We start from the raw sequence: 19,151 nt of genomic DNA, 5'->3' as shown, positions 1-19,151 counted from the left end.
TGGTATCGGCCTTGCTGTATTCCACCACCTCCACCTTCTGCCTCGTCCCCAATCATGTTCGGTCGACTCGCCTGCCTGCTGTTGCTGTGCCTCGGCCTCGCCCAGGGGAGCGGTGCCCGGGCCGAGGGCGCGCCGGCGTATCCGTCGCGGCCGATCACGCTGGTGGTGCCGTGGCCGGCGGGCGGCGCCACCGACATCTCCATGCGCATCCTGGCGGAACTGGCCGGGCGCGAACTGGGCCAGCCCATCGTGGTGGAGAACCGGCCCGGCGCCGGCGGCACGCTGGTAGGCGGCGTGCTGGCCGCCGCGCGGCCCGATGGCTACACCATCGGCCAGCTGCCACTGACGGTCTATCGCTTCCCGCACCAGCAGAAGACCGCCTGGCAGCCGCTGCGCGACATCCAGCCGGTGCTGATGATCTCGGGCTATACCTTCGGCATCGTCGTGCCAGCCGACAGCCCGTTCCGCTCGCTGCGCGACCTGATCGCTTGGGGCCGCGCGCATCCCGACGCGCTGACGGTCGGCTCCACCGGCATCGGCACCACGGCCCATCTCGCGATGGAAGACGTGCTCGGGCGCAGCGGCGTGCGCTATATCCATGTGCCTTACCACGGCACGGCCGACCAGATGCTGGCAGTGGCCAACGGCTCGCTGATGGCGGGCGTGAACTCCACCGGCTTCGCGCCCTATATCGAAAGCGGCAAGCTGCGGCTGCTGGCGGTCTTCAGTGCGCAGCGCTCGGCGCGCTGGCCCGACGTGCCGACCGTCAGCGAGCTGGGCTTTGCCAATGCGGTCCATGACTCGCCCTACGGCATCGGCGTACCGCGCGGCACCGATCCGGCGATCGTCAGCCGGCTGCACGACGCCTTCCACGCCGCGATGCAGCAGCCGCGCCACCTGGCCGAGCTGGCCAAGTACGACCAGCAGCTGAGCTACCTGAATACCGCGCAGTACGAAACCTTCCTGCGCCAGGCGTGGGAGACCGAGCGGATCTTTGCCGAGCGCGTGGGCACCGCACGCCCGAGGGGCCAGCTATGACCGCCGCCGCGCAAGTGCCGCTCGCGCTGTGCTGCGACGCCGTGCGCAAGTCGTTCGGCGGCCGCGTCGCGCTGGACGGGGTTTCGCTCAACGTGCGGCGCGGCGAATTCGTGGCGCTGCTCGGGCCCAATGGCGCGGGCAAGACCACGCTGTTCCAGATCCTCAGCGGCCTGTTCGTGGCCGATTCCGGGCGCGTCACGGTGATGGGCAGCGACATGCGCCGCGATCCGGTGCGCGCGCTGGCGCGGCTCGGCATCGTGTTCCAGCAGCCTGCCATCGACCTTGACCTGCCGGTGCTGGCCAACCTGCGCTTTCATGCGGACCTGCACGGGCTGGCGCGCAATGTTGCCACGCAGCGCATCGCCCGGCTGCTGGAAGACTTTGGCCTGGCGGCGCGTGCGCGCGCCCCCGTGCGCGAGCTGTCGGGCGGCAACCGGCGCAAGGTGGAGCTGGCGCGCGCGTTGTTGCACGAGCCTGATGTGCTGCTGCTGGATGAGCCCACCGTGGGGCTCGACCCGGCGTCACGCGCGCAACTGGTGGCCGATGCCAGGCGGCTCACGGCACAGGCGCGGGCCGGCGTGCTGTGGGCCACCCACCTGGTGCAGGAAGTCGAGCACGCCGACCGCGTGATCGTGCTGGATCGCGGCACGGTACGCTTTGACGGCACGCCGGCGGCGCTGCGCGGAGCCGCCGCGGCCGACAGCCTGGAGAGCGCTTTCCTCGCCATGACGCCGCCGTCAACCAATACTGCCGACAGGAGAGTGCCAGCATGAACGAAATGCCATCGCCGCGCGGGTTTGCGGTCACGCTGCTGCTGCTTACGACACTGCTGGTGATGGCCGGGCTGGCTGAAGGCGCGCAAGCCGCGGCGCCGCCGGGCCCGGCACGTACCCCCAGCGACCAGGTCTTCGTCTCGAGCGAGAAGGACGATGCGCTCGCGGTCTTCAATGGGCGCAACCGCCAGCTCATCGCGGTGTGGCGCCAGTGCAAGCGGCCGCGCCACCTGCAGCTCTCGCCGGATCGCGCGCGCCTGTATGTGGCCTGCAGCGACGACCACCGCGTGGATGTGGTGGACGTGGCGAGCCGCAAGACCCTGGCGTCGCTGCCGGTCGGCGATGACCCGGAACTGTTCGACCTGAGCCAGGACGGCCGCACGCTCTATGTCTCGAACGAGGAGGACGGGCTGCTGTCGGCCTATGACACCGCATCGGGCAAGCGCGTGTTCGAGGTCAAGGTCGGCGAGGAGCCGGAGGGCGTCAAGGTCAGCGCGGACGGCCGGCACGTGTACGTGACCTCGGAAGTCGCCAACCTGGTCCATGTGATCGACGTGGCGTCGCGCAAGGTGGTCCGCAATATCCAGGTCGGCAACCGGCCGCGCCGTCTGCTGCTGATGCAGGGCGGCAAGGAGCTGTGGGTGTCGAACGAACTGTCCGCCAGCGTCAGCGTGATCCGTACCGATACCTTCGAGGTGGTCCACACCATTGCGTTCGCGCCGCGCGGCTTCCGCGCCGAGGACGTGACACCGGTGGGCATGGCGGCCAGCAGCGACGGCACGCGCGCCTATATCGGGCTGGGCCGCGCCAATCATGTCGCGGTGGTCGAGGCGGCGTCGCGCCGGGTGCAGGACTATGTGCTGGTAGGCCGGCGCGCATGGGGGCTGGCGCTGAGCCGCGACAACGCCCGGCTCTACGTCGCCAATGGACTGTCCGACGATGTCAGCGTGGTGGACACCGCCAGCCGCAAGGCGGTGGCCACGCTCAAGGCGGGCCGGGTGCCGCATTCGGTGGCGATCGATGACTGAACGTCGGCGCTGCTGCGCTCGGGGGCTGGCCGCCGCAGCGCTGGGCCTGCCAGTGCTTCCAATTCTTTTGCCAGCCATCGCGCAGGCTGCCGGGGTGCGCGTGGCGGTGGTGTCGCTGGCCGGCGATCCGCGCTATGACGCCCGGCGCCTCGCGCAGCGCTATCCCGGCCAGCCGCAAGGCCGCGCACTCGACGGCGCGCAGGTGGCGGCGGCGGAAGCGCGCTTTGCGCTCGAGGCCGCCGGCCAGTCGCTCAAGCTCGAGGCGCAGGAAGCGCGCAGCGAAGCCGATGTCGGGCCGATGGTGGCCACGCTGGCGCGGCAGGGCACGCGCTTTATCCTGCTCGACCTGCCGTCGGCGTCGGTCAAGGCGGCTACGGCATCCGTGAAGCCGGGCGAGGCCTTGCTGTTCAACGTCTCGGCCGACGACGACGAGCTGCGCGGCGCGGGTTGCTCGCCGGTGCTGCTGCATACGCTGCCCAGCCTGCGCATGCGCTCGGATGCGCTGATGCAATACCTGGCATCGCGCAAATGGCGCCGGGCGCTGCTGCTGAGCGGACCGTCGGCAGCCGATGCGGCGCAGCGCGAGGCGCTGGCGAAATCCGCGCGGCGCTTCGGCATTGCCTGGGCGGCGCAGCGCCCCTTCAAGCTGTCCAACGATCCGCGCGAGCGCGACCAGGCCAACCTCAACCTGCTGACCACCGGCGTGGATTATGACGTGGTGGTGGTAGCCGACGCCGACGGCGAGTTCGCGCGCGGCGTGCCCTACGCCACGCAATTGCCGCGCCCGGTGGTGGGCGCCAGCGGCCTGGGCGCGCAGGCGTGGCACTGGGCCTGGGAGCGCAATGGCGGGCCGCAGCTCAACCGGCGCTTTATCAAGGCCGCGGGCCGTCCGATGACCGGCTACGACTGGGCCGCCTGGGTCGCGGTCAAGGCGATTGCCGAAAGCGTGGCGCGGCAGCCCAAGGCCGGTTTCGCCGCGCAGGCGCAAGCGCTTGCCGCGGGCAACGTGGTGGTCGACGGCTTCAAGGGCCCGCCGCTGTCGTTCCGCCGCTGGGACCGCCAGTTGCGCCAGCCGGTGATGCTGGCCCACCCGGACGGCGTGGTCGGCGTGGCGCCGGTCGAAGGCGTGCTGCATCCGAAGAACAACCTCGACACGCTCGGCGCCGATGAGGCCGACACGGCGTGCCGGGCCACGTCCTCATAACACCTGCCGCCCATGGCCTCCATCCTGATCCATCGCTGGCGCGCGCTGCGCGCGGTCTGCGGGCGCGAGCTGCGCAAGTATTTCCGCCAACCGGGACGGCTGCTGTCGTCGCTGGTGCGGCCGCTGCTGTGGCTGCTGGTCTTTGCGGCCGGCTTCCAGAACGCGCTGGGCGTTGCGATCGCGCCGCCGTACGACACCTATATCGAATACAAGGTCTACGTTGCGCCTGGCCTGCTCGGCATGATCGCGCTGTTCAACGGCATGCAGTCGTCGCTGGCGATGGTGTACGACCGCGAGATGGGCGTGATGCGCCTGCTGCTGACCGCCCCCCTGCCGCGCGGCTGGCTGCTGGGCTGCAAGCTGGCGGCGGGCACGGTGCTGTCGCTGCTGCAGATGGCCGCTTTCCTGCTGGTGGCGATGGTCTTCGGCATCCGCTTCGAGCCCCTCGACCTGCTGGCCGCTAGCGGGGCGATGGCACTGTCGGCACTGATGCTGGGTGCGCTGGGGCTGCTGCTGTCGGTCCATGTAAAGCAGTTGGAGAACTTTGCCGGCACCATGAACTTCGTGATTTTCCCGATGTTCTTTGTCAGCTCGGCGCTCTACCCGCTGTGGAAGCTGCAGGAGTCGGGCGCGGAGGTGGTGTACCAGCTGGCGCGCTTCAATCCCTTCACCCACGCGGTCGAGGCGATTCGCTTTGCCCTGTACGGACAGCTGGCGCCGGTGAGCCTGGCGGTGGTGGCGTGTTGCACGGTGGTGTTCTTTGCGCTGGCGCTGTACGGGTACGACCCGCAGCGCGGCATGGCTCGCCGTGGACAGCAGGCATGAGCGCACGCACCAGGCGCATGGTGCTGCGGGCGGTGGCCGCGCTGGGCATGGCCGGCGCAGGCCTGCGCCATGCCCGGGCCACTGACGCCGCCATCGCGCACGGCGATCCGCTGCAGTCGCCCCAGTGGGCGTGGATCCACAAGGAGCTGCTGCAGATGGCGCCGGTGGTGTTCGACAGCCGCGTCAAGGTGACCGGGCCGGCGTTCGCCGAAGATCCGATGCGCGTGCCGATCGCCTTCGACGCCTCGGCGCTGGGCGAGGTCGATCGCATCGTGGTGGCGGTGGACCGCAACCCCATCCGCGAAGTGCTGGTGTTCGAGCCGATGCAGGCGCGGCCGTCGCTGTCGTTCCGCTTCAAGCTGGAACAGGCTTCGCCGGTGCGCGTGGCGGCGCGCACGCGCGACGGCACCTGGCATGTCGGCAGCGTGCTGGTCGACGCCGGCGGCGGAGGCTGCACCATGCCCGGCGCCACGCGCCGCGATGGCAGCTGGAGCCGCACGCTCAACCGTGTCGAGTCGCGCGTGTTCCCCGGCTTTAACGGTGCGGGGGCGCGGGTGCGCCTGCGCGTGATGCATCCGATGGACACCGGACTGGCGGCGGGCATACCCGCGTTCTTCATCGAGACCCTGGTCCTTGCCGACGCCGCGCGGCAGCCGCTGCTGCGCCTGACGTTGCATGAACCGGTCGCGGAGAATCCCATCTTCTCCTTCGACCTGCGCGATGCCGTGGCACCGGGCATGACCGTGGCCGGCCGCGACAACAACGGCAATCGCATCGCGGCCAGGGTGTCGCCATGAAGCGATGGCTGTTGCTGTGCGCGCTGTGGCTGGCGCAGCCGGTGCCGATCGCCGCTGCGCAGCCGGGTGTGTTGCAGCCACCGGACTACCGCCTCGCGCCGCGCGAGATTGCCAGCGGCGTGTGGCTGCTCGAAGGCGCCAATGCCGACTTCGCGCCCGGAAACGGCTGCAACATCATCAACACCGCCTTCATCGATACCGGCGACGGCGTGGTGGTGATCAACACCGGTCCCTCGCGCCTGTACGGCGAGCAGCAACGCAAGGCCATTGCAACGGTCACGGCCGCACCGGTGCGGCTGGTGCTGAACCTGAACCTGCACCCGGATTATTTCTTCGGCAACCAGGCCTATGCCGACGTGGGCGCCAGCGCACTGGCCGGCACCATCGACGGCGCGCGGCGCGAGGGCGCTGCCTATGCCGACAACCTCTATCGCCTGTGCGGCGACTGGATGCGCGGCACCGAGCCCGTGCCACCGGCGCATGCGCTGGCGCCGGGGCGCCTGACGATCGGCCGCCATACGCTCGAGCTGGTGCGGCTGGACGGCCATACCGGCGACGACCTGGTGGTGGTGGACCGCAGCGCGGGCATCGTCTTTGCCGGCGGGCTGGTGTTCCGCCAGCGCATCCCCACCACGCCGCACGCTGACATCCGCCGCTGGCTCGCCAGCCTCGACCGCCTCCAGGCGTTGCTCGACGAGAGCGGCGCACGCTTGCTGATCCCCAGCCATGGGCCGGCACTGGGCGGCGCGGAGGCCATCGCGCAGACGCGCGGTTACCTGCAATGGCTCGATGCGCGGCTGCGCGAAGCCGCCACGCAGGGCCGCGATCTTGCCGAGGTGCTGGCGATGCCGGTGCCTGCGTCCTACGCGCAATGGGGCGCCATGCCCGCCGAGTATCTGCGCAACATCACCCATCTCTATCCGGCGCATGAGGAAGCAGCGCTGAAGCGCTGAATCCTCAAGCCGGCCCCCTGTTCAATTCTGGAGCAACTGCCAGCGCAGTGTTGCGCGGTGGCACGGCCGTCACCGCGGAATACGGCTGCAACCGGCGCTGGTGCACGGGTATGCGAATGGCATGGGAATTGCCAAGTGCATGTCCGGTGTGTGGCGCAGTGGCGCACCTGGGGAATTCAAAACTACAGAGGAGATGGCAATGAGGACGTTACGAGTGATGATGGTGCTCGCGGCCGCCGCGGCGAGTATGGCCGCGCAGGCGGCGGTGACCGACGCCATGATCGAGAACGACGCGAAGTCGACCGGCGACGTGTTGTCGTGGGGCATGGGGCCGCAAGGGCAGCGTTATTCCACGCTGTCGCGGATCAATACCAGGAACGTCGGCAACCTGGTGCCGGCGTGGTCTTTCTCGTTCGGCGGCGAAAAGCAGCGCGGGCAGGAGTCGCAGCCGGTGATCCACGACGGCAAGATGTTCGTGACGGCCTCGTATTCGCGCATCTACGCGCTCGACCTGAAGACGGGGCGCAAGCTGTGGAAGTACGAGCATCGCCTGCCCGAAGGCATCATGCCGTGCTGCGATGTGGTCAACCGCGGCGCGGCGCTCTACGACAACCTGGTGATCTTCGGCACGCTCGACGCGCAGCTCGTGGCGCTGGACCAGAAGACCGGCAAGGTGGTGTGGAAGGAGAAGCTGGAGGACTATGCCGCCGGCTATTCGTACACGGCGGCGCCGCTGATCGTCAAAGGCATGGTGCTGACCGGCATCTCCGGCGGCGAATTCGGCGTGGTGGGCCGCGTCGATGCGCGCGATGCCAAAACGGGCAATCTGGTGTGGTCGCGGCCCGTGGTCGAAGGCCATATGGGCTACAAGTACGACAAGGAGGGCAACAAGACCGAGAACGGCGTGACCGGCGCGCAGAACGCGAGCTGGCCGGGCGAGACCTGGAAGACCGGCGGCGCGGCCACCTGGCTGGGCGGCACCTATGATCCGGCGACCGGGCTGGTCTATTTCGGTACCGGCAACCCGGGGCCGTGGAACAGCCATATCCGCAAGGGCGACAACCTCTACTCGGCCTCGACGGTGGCGCTGGATCCCGCCACGGGCAAGATCGTGTGGCACTACCAGAACACCCCGAACGACGGCTGGGACTTCGACGGCGTCAATGAGTTCGTGACCTTCGACCTCGACGGCAAGCGCATGGGCGGCAAGGCCGACCGCAACGGCTTCTTCTACGTCAACGACGCGGCCAGCGGCAAGCTGGTCAACGCCTTCCCCTTCGTCAAGAAGATCACCTGGGCCACCGGCATCGACCTGAAGACGGGCCGCCCGAACTTTATCAACGAAGGCCGTCCCGGCGATCCTGCCGCGGGCACCGACCCGAAGAAGGGCAAGTCTGTCTTCGCCGCGCCGGGCTTCCTCGGCGGCAAGAACCAGCAGCCGATGGCCTACAGCCCGCAGACGGGTCTGTTCTACGTGCCGGCCAACGAGTGGGGCATGGATATCTGGAACGAGCCGGTCAGCTACAAGAAGGGCGCGGCCTTCCTTGGCGCGGGCTTCACCATCCAGCCGCTCAACGACGACTACATCGGCACGCTGCGCGCCATCAATCCCAAGACCGGCAAGATCGTATGGGAGGTCAAGAACGGTGCGCCGCTGTGGGGCGGCGCGATGACCACGGCCGGCGGACTGGTGTTCTGGGGCACGCCGGAAGGCTACCTGAAGGCCGCCGACGCCAAGACCGGCAAGGAGCTGTGGCAGTTCCAGACCGGCAGCGGCGTAGTAGCGCCGCCGGTCACCTGGGAGGACAACGGCGAGCAGTACGTAGCCGTGGTGTCCGGCTGGGGCGGCGCGGTGCCGCTGTGGGGCGGCGAGGTGGCCAAGCGGGTGAATTTCCTGGAGCAGGGCGGCTCGGTGTGGGTGTTCAAGCTGCATAAGAGCTGACCCCTGCGGGGGATCGCTGACATGGTCCCGGGCACGCTGGTATTGCGTACAGGTTTCAGCGTGCCGCGGGGACGCCGATGTAATGAAAGAACTGTAGGAAACAGGTATGAAGAAAGAATGGATGGCGCTGGCGGCGGCTTTGGTGATGCTGCCGGGCGCGGCACTGGCCGGCACCGCTGCGGACATGCAGGCCCTGGCTGACAAGAACGGCTGCTTCGCTTGCCATGGCATGCAGTCGAAGCTGGTGGGGCCGGGGTTTGCGGAGGTGGCCGCCAAGTACAAGGGCGACAACCAGGCGGCTGAACGCCTGGCAAAGAAGATCCGCGAAGGCGGCAAGGGCGCCTGGGGACCGGTGCCGATGCCGCCGCACGGGAATCTTGGCGAGCGCGATGCGAAGCGGCTGGCGGAGTGGGTGTTGAAGGTGGGGTAGGGGGGGCGGTAAGCTCGCGTCCTGGCGCTTGCTGCTTCAGGTTCAATCGCTGATTGTGTACGCCCTCTCCCGCTTGCGGGAGAGGGGAGCAAACAAGCGTCGATGGCAACGGTCCGAGAAGTTTCTTAACCTCGCCCACCACTCAGCCGCAGCGAATTCCCATCGCTGCGAAACACCATCGGAACCTCCCGCGCCTGCGTCGCGGCCAGCCTGCCCTGCAGCACGATCTCGCTGATCTTGCCGCGCTCGGCGGAGTGCTCGCAGACCGGATCCGTCGCGGCGGCATCGCCGGTAACGAGGAAAGCCTGGCACCGGCAGCCGCCGTAATCTTCCTCACGGTGATCGCACGAGCGGCACGGCTCCTGCATCCACTTCGTACCCCGGAAGCGCCGGAAGGCCTCACTGTCGTGCCAGATCTCCCGCAGCCCCTGCGTGGTCACGTTGGGCAACACCAGGTCCGGCAGCATGCGCGCCGCATGGCACGGCAGCGCGGTGCCGTCCGGCGCGACGCCAAGGAACGTCGTGCCCCACCCGTTCATGCATTTTTTGGGCCGCGCCTCGAAGTAATCCGGCACCACGAACAGGATCTGGCATTGCTTGCCGATGCGCGCGCGATACTGCTGCACCACCGCCTCGGCCTCGCGCAACTGTGCCTGCGTGGGCATCAGCGCCAGACGGTTCTCCCACGCCCAGCCGTAGTACTGCGTATTGGCCAGCTCGAGGTATTCCGCGCCCATCTGCAGCGCCATCTCGATCATGGTGCCGACATGCGGCAGGTTGTGCCGGTGCAGCACGCAGTTCATCACCATCGGATAGCCATGCGCCTTGATCATCCGCGCCACGCGCTGCTTCAGGTCGAAGGTGCGGGTGCTGGAGAGAAAGTCGTTGAGCTCGCGGGTCGAATCCTGGAACGACAGCTGGATATGGTCCAGGCCCGCTTCGCGCAGGGCGCCCAGACGCGCGTCCGTCAGTCCCACGCCGGAGGTGATGAGGTTGGTGTAGAAGCCAAGCCCGTGCGCGTGCCGCACCAGCTGTTCAAGATCCTTGCGCAGCAACGGCTCGCCGCCGGACAGGCCGAGCTGCACCGCGCCCAGCGCCCGCGCCTGGCTGAAGACTTCGCACCACTGCGCGGTATCGAGCTCAGCCGTGTGCCGGGCATAGTCCACCGGGTTGGAGCAGAAGGCACAGTGCAGCGGGCAGCGGTAGGTCAGCTCGGCCAGCAGCCACAGTGGCGGGCCGGGCAGCGCTGAGGGGTTGGCCGGCTCAGACCAGCCAGCCGCGTTCGGTTGCATGTTTGACAAAGGCATGTACCTCCGGGGCGATGCCCTGCACGCCGAAGGCGGCCTGCATTTCATCGATCAGCATGTCGAGCGTGTGGTCGCCGTCGCAGCGCTGCAGGATCGCGGCGGCACTGTCGTTGAGGGTGACCATGCCTTCCGGATACAGCAGCACCCAGCTTTGCTGGGCCTCTTCCCATTGCAGGCGGAAGGTCCGGTGCAGGATCGGTCTGGCGAGGTCTGGGAGGCTGGCTGTCATGGGTGGGCTTGCTGGATGGCGTCGAGCATCGACCAGAGCACGTCGAGCTTGAACTGCAGGATGTCGAGGGCGCGTTGCTGTTGCTCCGCGGTACGGAAGTAGTCCAGTGTCACGCGCAGGCCATGGTTCACGTCGCGCTGCGCGAGCGGAATGCGCGAGCGGAAATAGTCCAGTCCGGCGGCTTCGATCCATGGGTATTGCGTGGGCCAGCCGGCCAGGCGCTGCTTGTGGATCTCTGGCGCGAACATCTCCGTCAGCGACGAGCACACCGCTTCCTGCCACGGCGCGCGGCGCGCGAAGTTGACATACGCGTCAACGGCAAAGCGCACGCCGGGCAGCACGTGCTGCTGAGCCAGCAATGCGTCGCGTTCCAGCCCCACCGCCTGGCCCAGCCGCAGCCAGGCCTCGATGCCGCCGGGCTGGCTTTCAGTGGCGCCGGGCGTGCCATCGTGGTCAAGAATGCGCACCACCCACTCGCGGCGGGTGTCGCGGTCAGGGCAGTTCGACAGGATGGCGGCATCCTTCAGCGGGATATTGGCCTGGTAGTAGAAGCGGTTGGCCACCCACGCGCGGATCTGCGCCGGCGAGCACTGGCCCGCGGCCATGCGCCGGTTGAACGGATGGTGGATGTGGTAGCCGCTTTCCATGGCGCGCAGGCGCGCCTCGAACTCCGCCGGGGTCCATGCGATCTGATTCGTCATAGGGTGATTTCCATGCCGTCGTACGCCAGCTCGATGCCGTGCCGCGTCAGCTCGGCGCGTTCCGGCGAGTCTTCCACCAGCACCGGGTTGGTATTGTTGATGTGGATAAGGATCTTGCGGCCGGCGGGCAGGCGGTCGAGGATTTCGATCATGCCGCCGGGGCCGGACAAGGGCAGGTGCCCCATGTCCGCGGCGCTCTTGCCGGAGAAGCCGTGCGCCTGCATCTCGTCATGGCGCCAGAAGGTGCCGTCGACCAGCACGATGTCGGCGTTGTACAGCTCGACGAAGACATGGTCGTCGACGTGGCCGAGTCCCGGCGCATAGAACGCCCGGCGGCCGCTGCGGCGGTCTTCGATGCGCAGGCCGATATTGTCGCCCCGGCGTGGCGCCTGGCGGCCGGGCGAATAGGGCGGCGGCTTGCTGTCCAGCGGAACCGCCGTGAGCGTCACGCCGTCGAGCGGCGGAACGGAGAATGGCGTGCCGTCGCACGGCAACGTGTGCGTCTGCAGGCCGCAGTAATGCGACAGGATCCGCGTCAGCGGGAAGGCTGTGCCGAGGTCATCGAGCACGGCTGCCGTGGCATAGAGCGGCAGGGCCTGGCGGTGTTCGCGCAGCATCAGCAGGCCGGTGACGTGGTCGATCTGGGCGTCCATCAACACGACCGCCGCGATCGCGGTATCGCGCGGCGCGCGCGCCGGCTGCAGCGCGGGCGCCTGCCGCAGTTGCTGTAGGATGTCGGGCGAGGCGTTGACCAGGATCGCGTCCGGTCCTTCGCCGTGCAGCGCGATCGACGACTGCGTGCGCGGCGTCGCGCGCACAGTGCCCCGGCGCACGCCATCGCAGTTGTGGCAGTTGCAGTTCCACTGCGGAAAGCCGCCGCCGGCGGCCGACCCCAGTACCCGGATGGTTGTCATGGCGCGAGCGCTTTGTTATGGGTCATGGCTTCATGGAGCCGGGCTGCGTCGGCATGCGCAAGGCCAGGCAAAGCGGGCCCTGCGCACGCGCGCATTCAGTGCGCTTGCGATCTGCCGGCGTGCCCGGCGCATGCGCAAGCGGCGGCAACATCCGGTCGCAGGCACGATCGCACCTTCAGCGGTTGGCGATATACATCGTGATTTCAAAGCCAAGCCTCAGCTCGGTATAGGCAGGCGTGGTCCAGGTCATGTCTCTCTCCTTGGGTGGCATGTTTAGTGAATATCGTCGTGTTACGGCAGCGTGGCTGCCGCATCGCTCTCAAGGCAACATCCATGCCCGACGTTTCCACGCCCTCCGTGTGTTTCTACCTGCGTACGCCGGACGCTCACCGCGTGCATGTGCGGGTGAGCGGCCCGCCGGATGGCGAGCCGTGGCTGGTGCTGCACGGTGGCCCCGGCAGCGGCTGCTCGGCATCGATGGCGGGCTGGTTCGACCCGCAACGGCATCGCGTGGTGATGCCGGACCAGCGCGGCGCCGGCCGGTCCACGCCGGCGGGTTCCGTGCGCCGCAATAACGTGGGCGCGCTGCTGGCCGATCTCGAACAACTGCGCCAGGCGCTGGGCATCGCGCGCTGGGGCGTGGTGGGCGGATCGTGGGGCGCGGCGCTGGCGCTGGCCTACGCGGCGCGATATCCGGACGCTGTGGCGGCGCTGGTCTTGCGCGGCGCGTTCCTGACCGGTCGCGACGATGTGCTGGGGCTGTTCGCGCCGCGTCGTGCGGGCCGCCGCATGCTGCAATGCGTCACGCCGCGCGGCGAACGGCTGCCCGATGCGCGCGCGCGACTGAACACTGTGTCACAACTGTTCCAAAGTGGTACGACTGCTCAAAAACGGGACACAGCCGCGGCATGGCGCGCCGGCGAACAGGCGCTGCTCGGGCTTTCCCCACGCTTGCGCGCACGCCGCCAGCCCGTGCGCGAGCAGGTGGCCACGATGAACAAGTACCGCATCCAGGCGCACTACCTGCGCAACCGGGCCGGGCTCGGCAAGCCCGCCCTGCTCAAGGCGGCGCGGGAAATCGCTGCGCATGGCGTGCCGGTGAGGTTGCTGCATGGCCGTGCCGATGCGGTGTGCCGACCCGCCAATGCGCTGCGGCTGCAGGCCGCGATGCCGCAGGCGCACCTGAACTGGGTCGCCGGCGGACACCTTGCAACCGGCGCCATGCGCGATGCGCTGGCCGCGGCCATCCGCGCGGCGGCATGGCAGCGGTGACGCCGCTGACGCGGCGCGGCTTCCTTGGCGCCACGCTGGCTTTGGCGATGGATGGAGCACGGGCCGCGGCAGCCGCGTCCAGGGTGTCCAGGGTGGCGCTCGACAGGTTGCAGCCCGGCATCTACGTGGCCCGCGCCGCCAACGCCGAGGCCGCGCGCGCCAATGCCGGCGAAGTGGTGCCGAGCCTGGTCCACGTATCCGGGGCCGGCGTGCTCGTGGTTGATCCGGGTCCGCAGCCGGGGTGGGGCAGCGCGCTGCTCGCCGCCATCCGCGCGCTGACGCCCGAGCCCGTGCGCTGGGTCGTCAACACCCACGCGCACCCGGAGAACGTGCTGGCCAACGCCGCCTTCGCCCGCCTGCGACCTCGCCCCGTCTTCCTCGCCTCCGCCGCCAACGCCCGGCTGATGCAACAACGCTGCAGCGCCTGCATGGCCCGCATGGAGGCGCTGCTGGGGCGCGCCGCCATGCGCGACACCGCCATCGTGCTGCCGCGGCCCGCCCTGGAGCCCGACGGCTGGCTGCACACCGGCGCCACCGCATGGCAGGTAATGGTCCACCCGAACGCGCACAGCGCCTCGGATACGTCGCTGTACGCACCGCACCTCGGCCTGCTTTGTGCGGGCGGCCTCGCTTACCGCGAGCGGGTACCGGAGATGCAGGAGGCATCGCTGCAGGGCTGGCGCCAGGCACTGCGGCGGCTGTCGGCCTTGCCGGCGCGCACCGTGGTCGGCACCGCGCCGGGAACGCCGGCCCAGACGCTGCTGCCCACGCTGGCCTACTTCGATGCGCTGGCGGGAGGCATCGCCGCCGCGCTGGAGGCAGGCAGCGATGCGTCGTGCGCCCAGGATGCGGTAGCGGCGCAGCCGTTCCGGCACTGGCGGAATTTCGCCACGCGCCATCCGCTCAACGTGCAGCGCGCCTGGCGCGAGCTGGAAGACCGCTGGATGCGGGGCGAGCCACTCGCCTGAGCGGCGGCTGCCCCATGCATGGTGCGCTTCAGCTCGTCTGCCGGGGCAGTGCGCGCGCCTCTTCCATCTTCCGGTAGACCGTATTGCGCGAGATGCCCAGCGCCTTGGCTGCCGCCGAGATATTGCCCTGGTGCGCCTTGACCGTGGCGACGATGGTCAGCGCCTCGACGTCGGCCAGCCGCGTGGGCGGCATGCCAGGTTGTGCGCCAGACAGGGCGCCAGGCTGCGCACCGGGCAGCAAGTGGGCCACCGGCACCGCCGCTTGCCCTTGCCGCTCGCGCAGGTCATCCAGGAAATCGTCGGGCAGGTGGTCCCCGGCGATCTCCGCCTCGCCTTCGGCCATCAGCCGCGCGGTACGCAACAGGTTGCAGAGCTGACGGATATTGCCGGGCCAGTGGTAGCTGCGGAACATCGCCATCACCGCATCGCTGATGCGGGGCGGCTCACCCGGTGCGCCCTCCGCCTGGCCCTGGCGCAGCAGCTTGCCGGCCACCACGTCCAGGTCGCTGCGCTCGCGCAGGGCCGGCAGCCGCACCACCAGGCCGTTGAGGCGGTAGTACAGGTCCTCGCGGAACTCGCCGTTGGCGACCAGTTCGCGCAGGTTGCGGTTGGTGGCGCAGACCAGCGAAACATCGATATGGATCACCTTGCTGCTGCCCAGCGGCGAGACCGCGCGCTCCTGCAGCGCGCGCAGCAGCCGGCCCTGCAGGTGCAGCGGCATGTCGCCGATCTCGTCCAGGAACAGCGTGCCGCCGTTGGCCAGCAGCATCTTGCCGATGCCGCCCTTCTTGCGCGCGCCGGTGAAGGCCCCTTCCTCGTAGCCGAACAGCTCCGACTCGATCAGGTTCTCGGGGATCGAAGCGCAGTTGACGGCGATAAAGGGCCCCGAGTGGCGCGGGCTGTCGGCATGGATGGCGCGCGCCATCAGCTCCTTGCCGGTGCCGGTCTCGCCCAGCACCATCACCGGGATGTCCTTGCCGATGACCTTGCGCAGCTTGCCGATCACCGCGTGGATCTGGGCGTCGCCGGTGTCGAGGTCGTCCAGCCCCGCGGGCCGGGGCAGCTCGCCTGAGAGGCTGCGCGGCGTGAGAGCAGGGGGGGCAGCGTGGGCCATGGGCATCGTGTCGCGTGCGCCCGCGCGCACGGCATCCGCGCCGCCGCCCGGCACTGACGTGGCCGAGGACTTCCACTCCGCGCGGGCGCTGACCTTGACCCCGCTCGGCAACTGCAACTGGACGATGCCCGCGTGCGCCTCGCGCACCGCATCGAAGAGCTGGGACATCGACAGCCCGAACAGCGACGAGAACGTGTGCGCCTGCAGTGCGCCGATGGACAGCCCAAGCTGGAATTGTCCGCTGCGGTTGGCCGACAGGAAGCGCCCGCCGGGCGTGAACGAGACGATGCCCTCCACCAGCGTGCCCAGGAACTCCGCGCGCGAGTGGAAGCGGATGCAGACCATGTCGCGGAAGGCGTTGCCGAAGAGCTGGTTCTCGATCATCTGCGCCGACATCCGCACCAGCGCCATGGTGTGCTTGTGGAAGCCGCGCCGGTCGCCGGTCACATCCAGCGCGCCGACGGTCTTGCCGTAAGGGTCGAGGATGGTCATGCACGAGCAGGTCAGGAACTGGTTGGCCTCCAGGAAGTGGTCGGCGCCGTGGACCAGCGTGGCGCGGTTCTCGGCCAGGGCCGTGCCGATGGCGTTGGTGCCGCGGCGCTCCTCCGACCATTCCGCGCCGGGGCGCAGCGCGACCTTGTCGGCCCGGGCGAGGAAGTCGTCGTCGCCCAGCGAGTGCAGGATCAGGCCATCCGCGTCCGTCAGGATCACCATGCTCTGCGTGTTGACGATCTGGTCGTAGAGCGTCTCCATCACCGGCAGCGCATAGGTGAACAAGGACTGGCTGCGCTCGATCCGCGTCTTCAGCTCGCTCTGCAATACCGGGCAGAAGTCCGGGGACTCATAGGGGCGCAGGCCGTAGGACGCGGAACGCTGGTGAGCCTGGGCAATCAGGTCGGCGCTTTCAGGCTGTGCCGGGTCACGGCGGACGGGTTCCGCTTGGAAGGTCATCTCTCTGTCTCCTGTGGAAAGTCGCCCGCGATCTTTTGCGCGGGTCGCTGTCGGCGCCATCGCCGGGCGCTGGTTCGACACTGTTGCGTCATGAAGCAAAACACTTGCCAAGTGTGGCATTCCGGGACACCGGCCAGCCGATGCTGCGCTGCACACGCCGGCCATGGCCCCGTGAAACCTGCCTGGAGGCGCTTGCGCGCACGGCTGAACCCGCTGGTATGGCTCTTGCGGAAATGGCGGCAAACACATCAAAACCCATTCACTGTAGGAGACATCCGATGAAAACCCAGCGCCGCCTGCTTGCCTTGCTCTCGCTCTGCGCAACCCTCGCCGCCGTCCCGGCCGGCTCAGTGCTCGCCCACGGCGACGTGACGCCCCAGGCCGTCGATACCAAGGCACTGCCGCAACTGGGCGACGACTGGCGCCCCGACAATCCCTACCGCAGCGGCGACGCGCACAAGGAAGCCATGCGCATCGGCAGCTCGGCCTACAACCAGAACTGCGCGCGCTGCCATGGCCTGGAAGCCGTGTCGGGCGGGATCGCGCCTGACCTGCGCAAGCTCGACAGCGACTGCGTGTCGCTGGCCGATGCCAAGAAGAAGCAGGCCTGCATGAGCGAGATCTCGCAGTTCTACACCACCACCGTGCGCAAGGGCCGCACCCGCGACGGCCGCGTCTACATGCCCCCCTTCGATGGCGTGCTGAGCCAGGAAGCGGTGTGGGCGATCAAGACCTACCTGGAGTCGCGGCGCGAGTAAGGGATGGCCTGTCGGCATCCCCTTCATCGTCCAGCCCCGGCTCCAGTAGCCGGGCTTGCTTCCCGTTCCGAGGAGAGATTCCATGCCTGCCAGCCCCGCCCGCGGCCCGAGGCTTTCCATAGTTTCCTTGCTGGCCGCCATCGCGCTGCTCGGCACGCAGCCGGCGCAGGCCGATCTTGCCAGGATCCGCCAGAGCGGCACGCTCAAGGTTGCGGTCTACAAAGGCTTGCCGCCGTTCTCGGCGGCCGCGGGCAGCGAGTACGGGGGCATCGACGTGGCGCTGGCCAGGGCGCTGGGCAAGGAGCTCGGGTTGGCGGTATCGCTGATGCCCTTCGATGCCGATGAAAACATGTCCGACGACCTGCGCGCCATGGTCTGGCGCGGCCACTACCTGGGCTACGGCCCGGCCGACGTGATGCTGCACGTGCCGGTCGACCGCGCCTTTATGCGCGAGAACGACAAGGCCCTGATCTTCGCGCCCTATTACCGCGAGACCTTCGTGCTGGTGCTGGACCGCGAGCGCCTGCCGGCGCTGCGCAGCCTGGAAGACCTGGCCGGACAGCCCACCGGCGCGGCCGCCGGCTCGGCCGGCGCCAACGCGCTGCTGGCCGGCGCCGGCGGCGCCCTGCGCGACAAGGTGAAGATCTACCCCGAGGCCGACGACGCGCTGCGCGCGCTGTTCTCGGGCGACATCGCCGCCGCGATGGTGACGCGCGCGCAGTACGAGAGCGCGCTCAAGGCCGCCGGCCAGTCCGCCGCCCGCTTTGCCACCGCCGATATCAGCTCGCCGTTGCTGCCGCCGCGCGGCTGGGCCGTCGGCATGGCGATCAAGGCTGGCGAAAAGGACCTGGCGCAATCGCTGGAGGAGGCATTGAACGCCCTGCGCCAGAAGGGCGAGCTGCAGCGGATCTTTGCGGGCTATGGGGTGACGATGCAGGAGCCGTGACGGTTCCTGTCCAGCCATCCATCCATCCATCCATCGAGTGGCGGGCCGCGCCTGCCGGGCGCGGCCCTGTCCCGCGGGCAGCGACGCGACCCAGCCGGGCTGGTGCTGCTTCAACTCTGTAACCACCTCTCCCGTTTCGGTTTTGCGCTGGTGCGCTCCCGCACAGTATTTTCCCGAAGAATCAGGTAGATAGCGCGCCTGGCATCGTTCTCGCTCGGTTGCCCGAAGTGATTTCGCGGTATGCGAATAATCCGGTGGGGCTTCGGAGTAATCAGCTAATTAATTATTCCGGGCGCAAGCAAACACTACCTGCAAATAACGGAGGATATTGCCCGATTCAGTGTTTCCAACATGCGGACGGCGACGATTTACTCGCTTTCTGCGACGGTTTCACATGCCCCGTAACTCGTGCGCCAGGCAGAGGCACCCAGGCCACGGCAATGCATGCGTCATCAAATGAAAGAGGAGGAGGCGGTTTTGTGTCCTGGCTGAAACAGCTTTTTCGGTAGGAGGGGAGCCGGTCAGTGGCCCACCTCCAGCATCGATGTGCTTGATTGAATGGCCTCAAAGGAGGTCGTATGAAAAGTCTTCATGGAAGAGCCCTGTCTCTGGCGGTGACAGGAGCCTGTTCTGCCTGGCTGATGACGGCGCCCGCCGGCTCTGCCCAGGCGGCCGATTGCCCTGCCGCAGGTCCTGCGGTATGCGGAGAAAACAGCGGTCTGGTTCCGGTTCACAAGGATTTTATCCACGCGTCCCTGATATGGAACCAGAAATACTCGACCTGCCCGCGGATGCTGATATGGATGCGGCCATCGGAGTACAAGCCCAAGCACTATCTTAATCCGCCAGTTCCGGGCGGTGGTTTTCCCGGGTTTAATCAGAAATATATCGACCTGGTACAGGGCACCTCATTACACACAACTCCTGGTGGCTGGCGCTCCGCAGAAAGTCGTTTACGGTCAATGACATAGCGGGTGGGCTTGTAAGCTCTCTCGGATTGT

20 protein-coding genes are annotated in these 19,151 nt (G+C 68.3%); 14 read left to right on the top strand and 6 right to left on the bottom strand.

From position 1 onward, the window contains the following. Window positions 1–54 precede the first annotated feature (54 nt). The 9 genes from AB1I47_RS17835 to AB1I47_RS17795 all read left to right on the top strand — a co-directional run bounded on the left by AB1I47_RS17835 (window position 55) and on the right by AB1I47_RS17795 (window position 8,990). A complete protein-coding gene (locus AB1I47_RS17835; RefSeq protein ID WP_354685070.1) occupies window positions 55–1,038 on the top strand; it encodes a tripartite tricarboxylate transporter substrate binding protein in 984 nt (327 codons plus the stop codon). Beyond that, window positions 1,035–1,811, top strand: a complete 777-nt coding sequence (locus tag AB1I47_RS17830) for an ABC transporter ATP-binding protein (protein ID WP_354685069.1) — start codon at window positions 1,035–1,037, stop codon at window positions 1,809–1,811. The genes AB1I47_RS17835 and AB1I47_RS17830 overlap by 4 nt, the downstream gene beginning before the upstream one ends. Beyond that, window positions 1,808–2,839: a PQQ-dependent catabolism-associated beta-propeller protein gene (locus AB1I47_RS17825; RefSeq protein ID WP_354685068.1), complete on the top strand. Its 1,032-nt coding sequence runs from the start codon at window positions 1,808–1,810 to the stop codon at window positions 2,837–2,839. Before AB1I47_RS17830 ends, AB1I47_RS17825 begins: the two co-directional genes overlap by 4 nt. Beyond that, window positions 2,832–4,043 (top strand): ABC transporter substrate-binding protein, encoded by a 1,212-nt coding sequence (locus AB1I47_RS17820; protein WP_354685067.1) that lies wholly within the window; start codon window positions 2,832–2,834, stop codon window positions 4,041–4,043. The genes AB1I47_RS17825 and AB1I47_RS17820 overlap by 8 nt, the downstream gene beginning before the upstream one ends. A 12-nt stretch (window positions 4,044–4,055) precedes the next feature. Next, complete coding sequence (locus tag AB1I47_RS17815) at window positions 4,056–4,868, top strand: ABC transporter permease (RefSeq protein ID WP_354685066.1); 813 nt, start codon at window positions 4,056–4,058, stop codon at window positions 4,866–4,868. Continuing rightward, complete coding sequence (locus AB1I47_RS17810; RefSeq protein ID WP_354685065.1) at window positions 4,865–5,665, top strand: quinoprotein dehydrogenase-associated SoxYZ-like carrier; 801 nt, start codon at window positions 4,865–4,867, stop codon at window positions 5,663–5,665. Before AB1I47_RS17815 ends, AB1I47_RS17810 begins: the two co-directional genes overlap by 4 nt. Beyond that, window positions 5,662–6,618: a quinoprotein relay system zinc metallohydrolase 1 gene (locus AB1I47_RS17805; protein WP_354685064.1), complete on the top strand. Its 957-nt coding sequence runs from the start codon at window positions 5,662–5,664 to the stop codon at window positions 6,616–6,618. Before AB1I47_RS17810 ends, AB1I47_RS17805 begins: the two co-directional genes overlap by 4 nt. A 199-nt stretch (window positions 6,619–6,817) precedes the next feature. After that, complete coding sequence (locus AB1I47_RS17800) at window positions 6,818–8,560, top strand: PQQ-dependent methanol/ethanol family dehydrogenase (protein WP_354685063.1); 1,743 nt, start codon at window positions 6,818–6,820, stop codon at window positions 8,558–8,560. Window positions 8,561–8,666: 106 nt separating this feature from the next. Then, complete coding sequence (locus AB1I47_RS17795) at window positions 8,667–8,990, top strand: c-type cytochrome (protein WP_354685062.1); 324 nt, start codon at window positions 8,667–8,669, stop codon at window positions 8,988–8,990. Between the two features lie 125 nt (window positions 8,991–9,115). On the opposite strand, the gene pqqE is transcribed toward AB1I47_RS17795, so the two are convergent. The 5 genes from pqqE to pqqA all read right to left on the bottom strand — a co-directional run bounded on the left by pqqE (window position 9,116) and on the right by pqqA (window position 12,391). Further along, window positions 9,116–10,282 (bottom strand): pyrroloquinoline quinone biosynthesis protein PqqE, encoded by a 1,167-nt coding sequence (pqqE, locus tag AB1I47_RS17790; protein WP_354685061.1) that lies wholly within the window; start codon window positions 10,280–10,282, stop codon window positions 9,116–9,118. Then, window positions 10,254–10,526 (bottom strand): pyrroloquinoline quinone biosynthesis peptide chaperone PqqD, encoded by a 273-nt coding sequence (gene pqqD, locus AB1I47_RS17785; RefSeq protein ID WP_354685060.1) that lies wholly within the window; start codon window positions 10,524–10,526, stop codon window positions 10,254–10,256. Before pqqD ends, pqqE begins: the two co-directional genes overlap by 29 nt. Continuing rightward, on the bottom strand, window positions 10,523–11,227 hold the full coding sequence (pqqC, locus tag AB1I47_RS17780) for a pyrroloquinoline-quinone synthase PqqC (protein WP_354685059.1): 705 nt from the start codon (window positions 11,225–11,227) through the stop codon (window positions 10,523–10,525). Before pqqC ends, pqqD begins: the two co-directional genes overlap by 4 nt. After that, window positions 11,224–12,141: a pyrroloquinoline quinone biosynthesis protein PqqB gene (gene pqqB / locus AB1I47_RS17775; protein WP_354685058.1), complete on the bottom strand. Its 918-nt coding sequence runs from the start codon at window positions 12,139–12,141 to the stop codon at window positions 11,224–11,226. The genes pqqC and pqqB overlap by 4 nt, the downstream gene beginning before the upstream one ends. A 175-nt stretch (window positions 12,142–12,316) precedes the next feature. Then, window positions 12,317–12,391 carry a pyrroloquinoline quinone precursor peptide PqqA gene (gene pqqA / locus AB1I47_RS17770; protein WP_012355514.1) on the bottom strand — a complete coding sequence of 25 codons (75 nt, stop codon included), beginning with the start codon at window positions 12,389–12,391 and terminating at the stop codon, window positions 12,317–12,319. Between the two features lie 83 nt (window positions 12,392–12,474). On the opposite strand from pqqA, the gene AB1I47_RS17765 reads away from it, so the two are divergent. Next, window positions 12,475–13,413 (top strand): alpha/beta fold hydrolase, encoded by a 939-nt coding sequence (locus AB1I47_RS17765; RefSeq protein WP_354685057.1) that lies wholly within the window; start codon window positions 12,475–12,477, stop codon window positions 13,411–13,413. Then, a complete protein-coding gene (locus tag AB1I47_RS17760; RefSeq protein WP_354685056.1) occupies window positions 13,401–14,381 on the top strand; it encodes an MBL fold metallo-hydrolase in 981 nt (326 codons plus the stop codon). The genes AB1I47_RS17765 and AB1I47_RS17760 overlap by 13 nt, the downstream gene beginning before the upstream one ends. 28 nt (window positions 14,382–14,409) lie before the next feature. Here AB1I47_RS17760 and AB1I47_RS17755 read toward each other — a convergent pair whose 3' ends face one another. Beyond that, on the bottom strand, window positions 14,410–16,446 hold the full coding sequence (locus tag AB1I47_RS17755) for a sigma-54-dependent Fis family transcriptional regulator (RefSeq protein ID WP_354685055.1): 2,037 nt from the start codon (window positions 16,444–16,446) through the stop codon (window positions 14,410–14,412). Window positions 16,447–16,724: 278 nt separating this feature from the next. Between AB1I47_RS17755 and pedF the strand changes: the two genes are divergently transcribed. The 3 genes from pedF (at window position 16,725) to AB1I47_RS17740 (ending at window position 19,121) form a co-directional block, all read left to right on the top strand. Continuing rightward, window positions 16,725–17,204, top strand: a complete 480-nt coding sequence (pedF, locus tag AB1I47_RS17750) for a cytochrome c-550 PedF (RefSeq protein WP_354685054.1) — start codon at window positions 16,725–16,727, stop codon at window positions 17,202–17,204. 82 nt (window positions 17,205–17,286) lie between these two features. After that, window positions 17,287–18,150 carry a substrate-binding periplasmic protein gene (locus tag AB1I47_RS17745; protein ID WP_354685053.1) on the top strand — a complete coding sequence of 288 codons (864 nt, stop codon included), beginning with the start codon at window positions 17,287–17,289 and terminating at the stop codon, window positions 18,148–18,150. A gap of 578 nt (window positions 18,151–18,728) precedes the next feature. Beyond that, window positions 18,729–19,121: a hypothetical protein gene (locus tag AB1I47_RS17740; protein WP_354685052.1), complete on the top strand. Its 393-nt coding sequence runs from the start codon at window positions 18,729–18,731 to the stop codon at window positions 19,119–19,121. Window positions 19,122–19,151 lie beyond the last annotated feature (30 nt).

This window comes from Cupriavidus necator, assembly GCF_040578825.1.
GTDB classification, from domain to species: Bacteria; Pseudomonadota; Gammaproteobacteria; order Burkholderiales; family Burkholderiaceae; genus Cupriavidus; species Cupriavidus necator_E.
The sequence above is the reverse complement of the archived record's forward strand: the minus strand, read 5'-3'. Positions and strand labels throughout refer to the sequence as shown.

What these genes read in the sequence shown, in the direction of transcription:
- AB1I47_RS17835 (WP_354685070.1), top strand. Translation starts at nt 55, where the DNA reads ATGTTCGGTCGACTCGCCTGCCTGCTGTTGCTGTGCCTCGGCCTCGCC.
- AB1I47_RS17830 (WP_354685069.1), top strand. Translation starts at nt 1,035, where the DNA reads ATGACCGCCGCCGCGCAAGTGCCGCTCGCGCTGTGCTGCGACGCCGTG.
- AB1I47_RS17825 (WP_354685068.1), top strand. Translation starts at nt 1,808, where the DNA reads ATGAACGAAATGCCATCGCCGCGCGGGTTTGCGGTCACGCTGCTGCTG.
- AB1I47_RS17820 (WP_354685067.1), top strand. Translation starts at nt 2,832, where the DNA reads ATGACTGAACGTCGGCGCTGCTGCGCTCGGGGGCTGGCCGCCGCAGCG.
- AB1I47_RS17815 (WP_354685066.1), top strand. Translation starts at nt 4,056, where the DNA reads ATGGCCTCCATCCTGATCCATCGCTGGCGCGCGCTGCGCGCGGTCTGC.
- AB1I47_RS17810 (WP_354685065.1), top strand. Translation starts at nt 4,865, where the DNA reads ATGAGCGCACGCACCAGGCGCATGGTGCTGCGGGCGGTGGCCGCGCTG.
- AB1I47_RS17805 (WP_354685064.1), top strand. Translation starts at nt 5,662, where the DNA reads ATGAAGCGATGGCTGTTGCTGTGCGCGCTGTGGCTGGCGCAGCCGGTG.
- AB1I47_RS17800 (WP_354685063.1), top strand. Translation starts at nt 6,818, where the DNA reads ATGAGGACGTTACGAGTGATGATGGTGCTCGCGGCCGCCGCGGCGAGT.
- AB1I47_RS17795 (WP_354685062.1), top strand. Translation starts at nt 8,667, where the DNA reads ATGAAGAAAGAATGGATGGCGCTGGCGGCGGCTTTGGTGATGCTGCCG.
- pqqE (WP_354685061.1), bottom strand. Translation starts at nt 10,282, where the DNA reads ATGCAACCGAACGCGGCTGGCTGGTCTGAGCCGGCCAACCCCTCAGCG.
- pqqD (WP_354685060.1), bottom strand. Translation starts at nt 10,526, where the DNA reads ATGACAGCCAGCCTCCCAGACCTCGCCAGACCGATCCTGCACCGGACC.
- pqqC (WP_354685059.1), bottom strand. Translation starts at nt 11,227, where the DNA reads ATGACGAATCAGATCGCATGGACCCCGGCGGAGTTCGAGGCGCGCCTG.
- pqqB (WP_354685058.1), bottom strand. Translation starts at nt 12,141, where the DNA reads ATGACAACCATCCGGGTACTGGGGTCGGCCGCCGGCGGCGGCTTTCCG.
- AB1I47_RS17765 (WP_354685057.1), top strand. Translation starts at nt 12,475, where the DNA reads ATGCCCGACGTTTCCACGCCCTCCGTGTGTTTCTACCTGCGTACGCCG.
- AB1I47_RS17760 (WP_354685056.1), top strand. Translation starts at nt 13,401, where the DNA reads ATGGCAGCGGTGACGCCGCTGACGCGGCGCGGCTTCCTTGGCGCCACG.
- AB1I47_RS17755 (WP_354685055.1), bottom strand. Translation starts at nt 16,446, where the DNA reads ATGACCTTCCAAGCGGAACCCGTCCGCCGTGACCCGGCACAGCCTGAA.
- pedF (WP_354685054.1), top strand. Translation starts at nt 16,725, where the DNA reads ATGAAAACCCAGCGCCGCCTGCTTGCCTTGCTCTCGCTCTGCGCAACC.
- AB1I47_RS17745 (WP_354685053.1), top strand. Translation starts at nt 17,287, where the DNA reads ATGCCTGCCAGCCCCGCCCGCGGCCCGAGGCTTTCCATAGTTTCCTTG.
- AB1I47_RS17740 (WP_354685052.1), top strand. Translation starts at nt 18,729, where the DNA reads ATGAAAAGTCTTCATGGAAGAGCCCTGTCTCTGGCGGTGACAGGAGCC.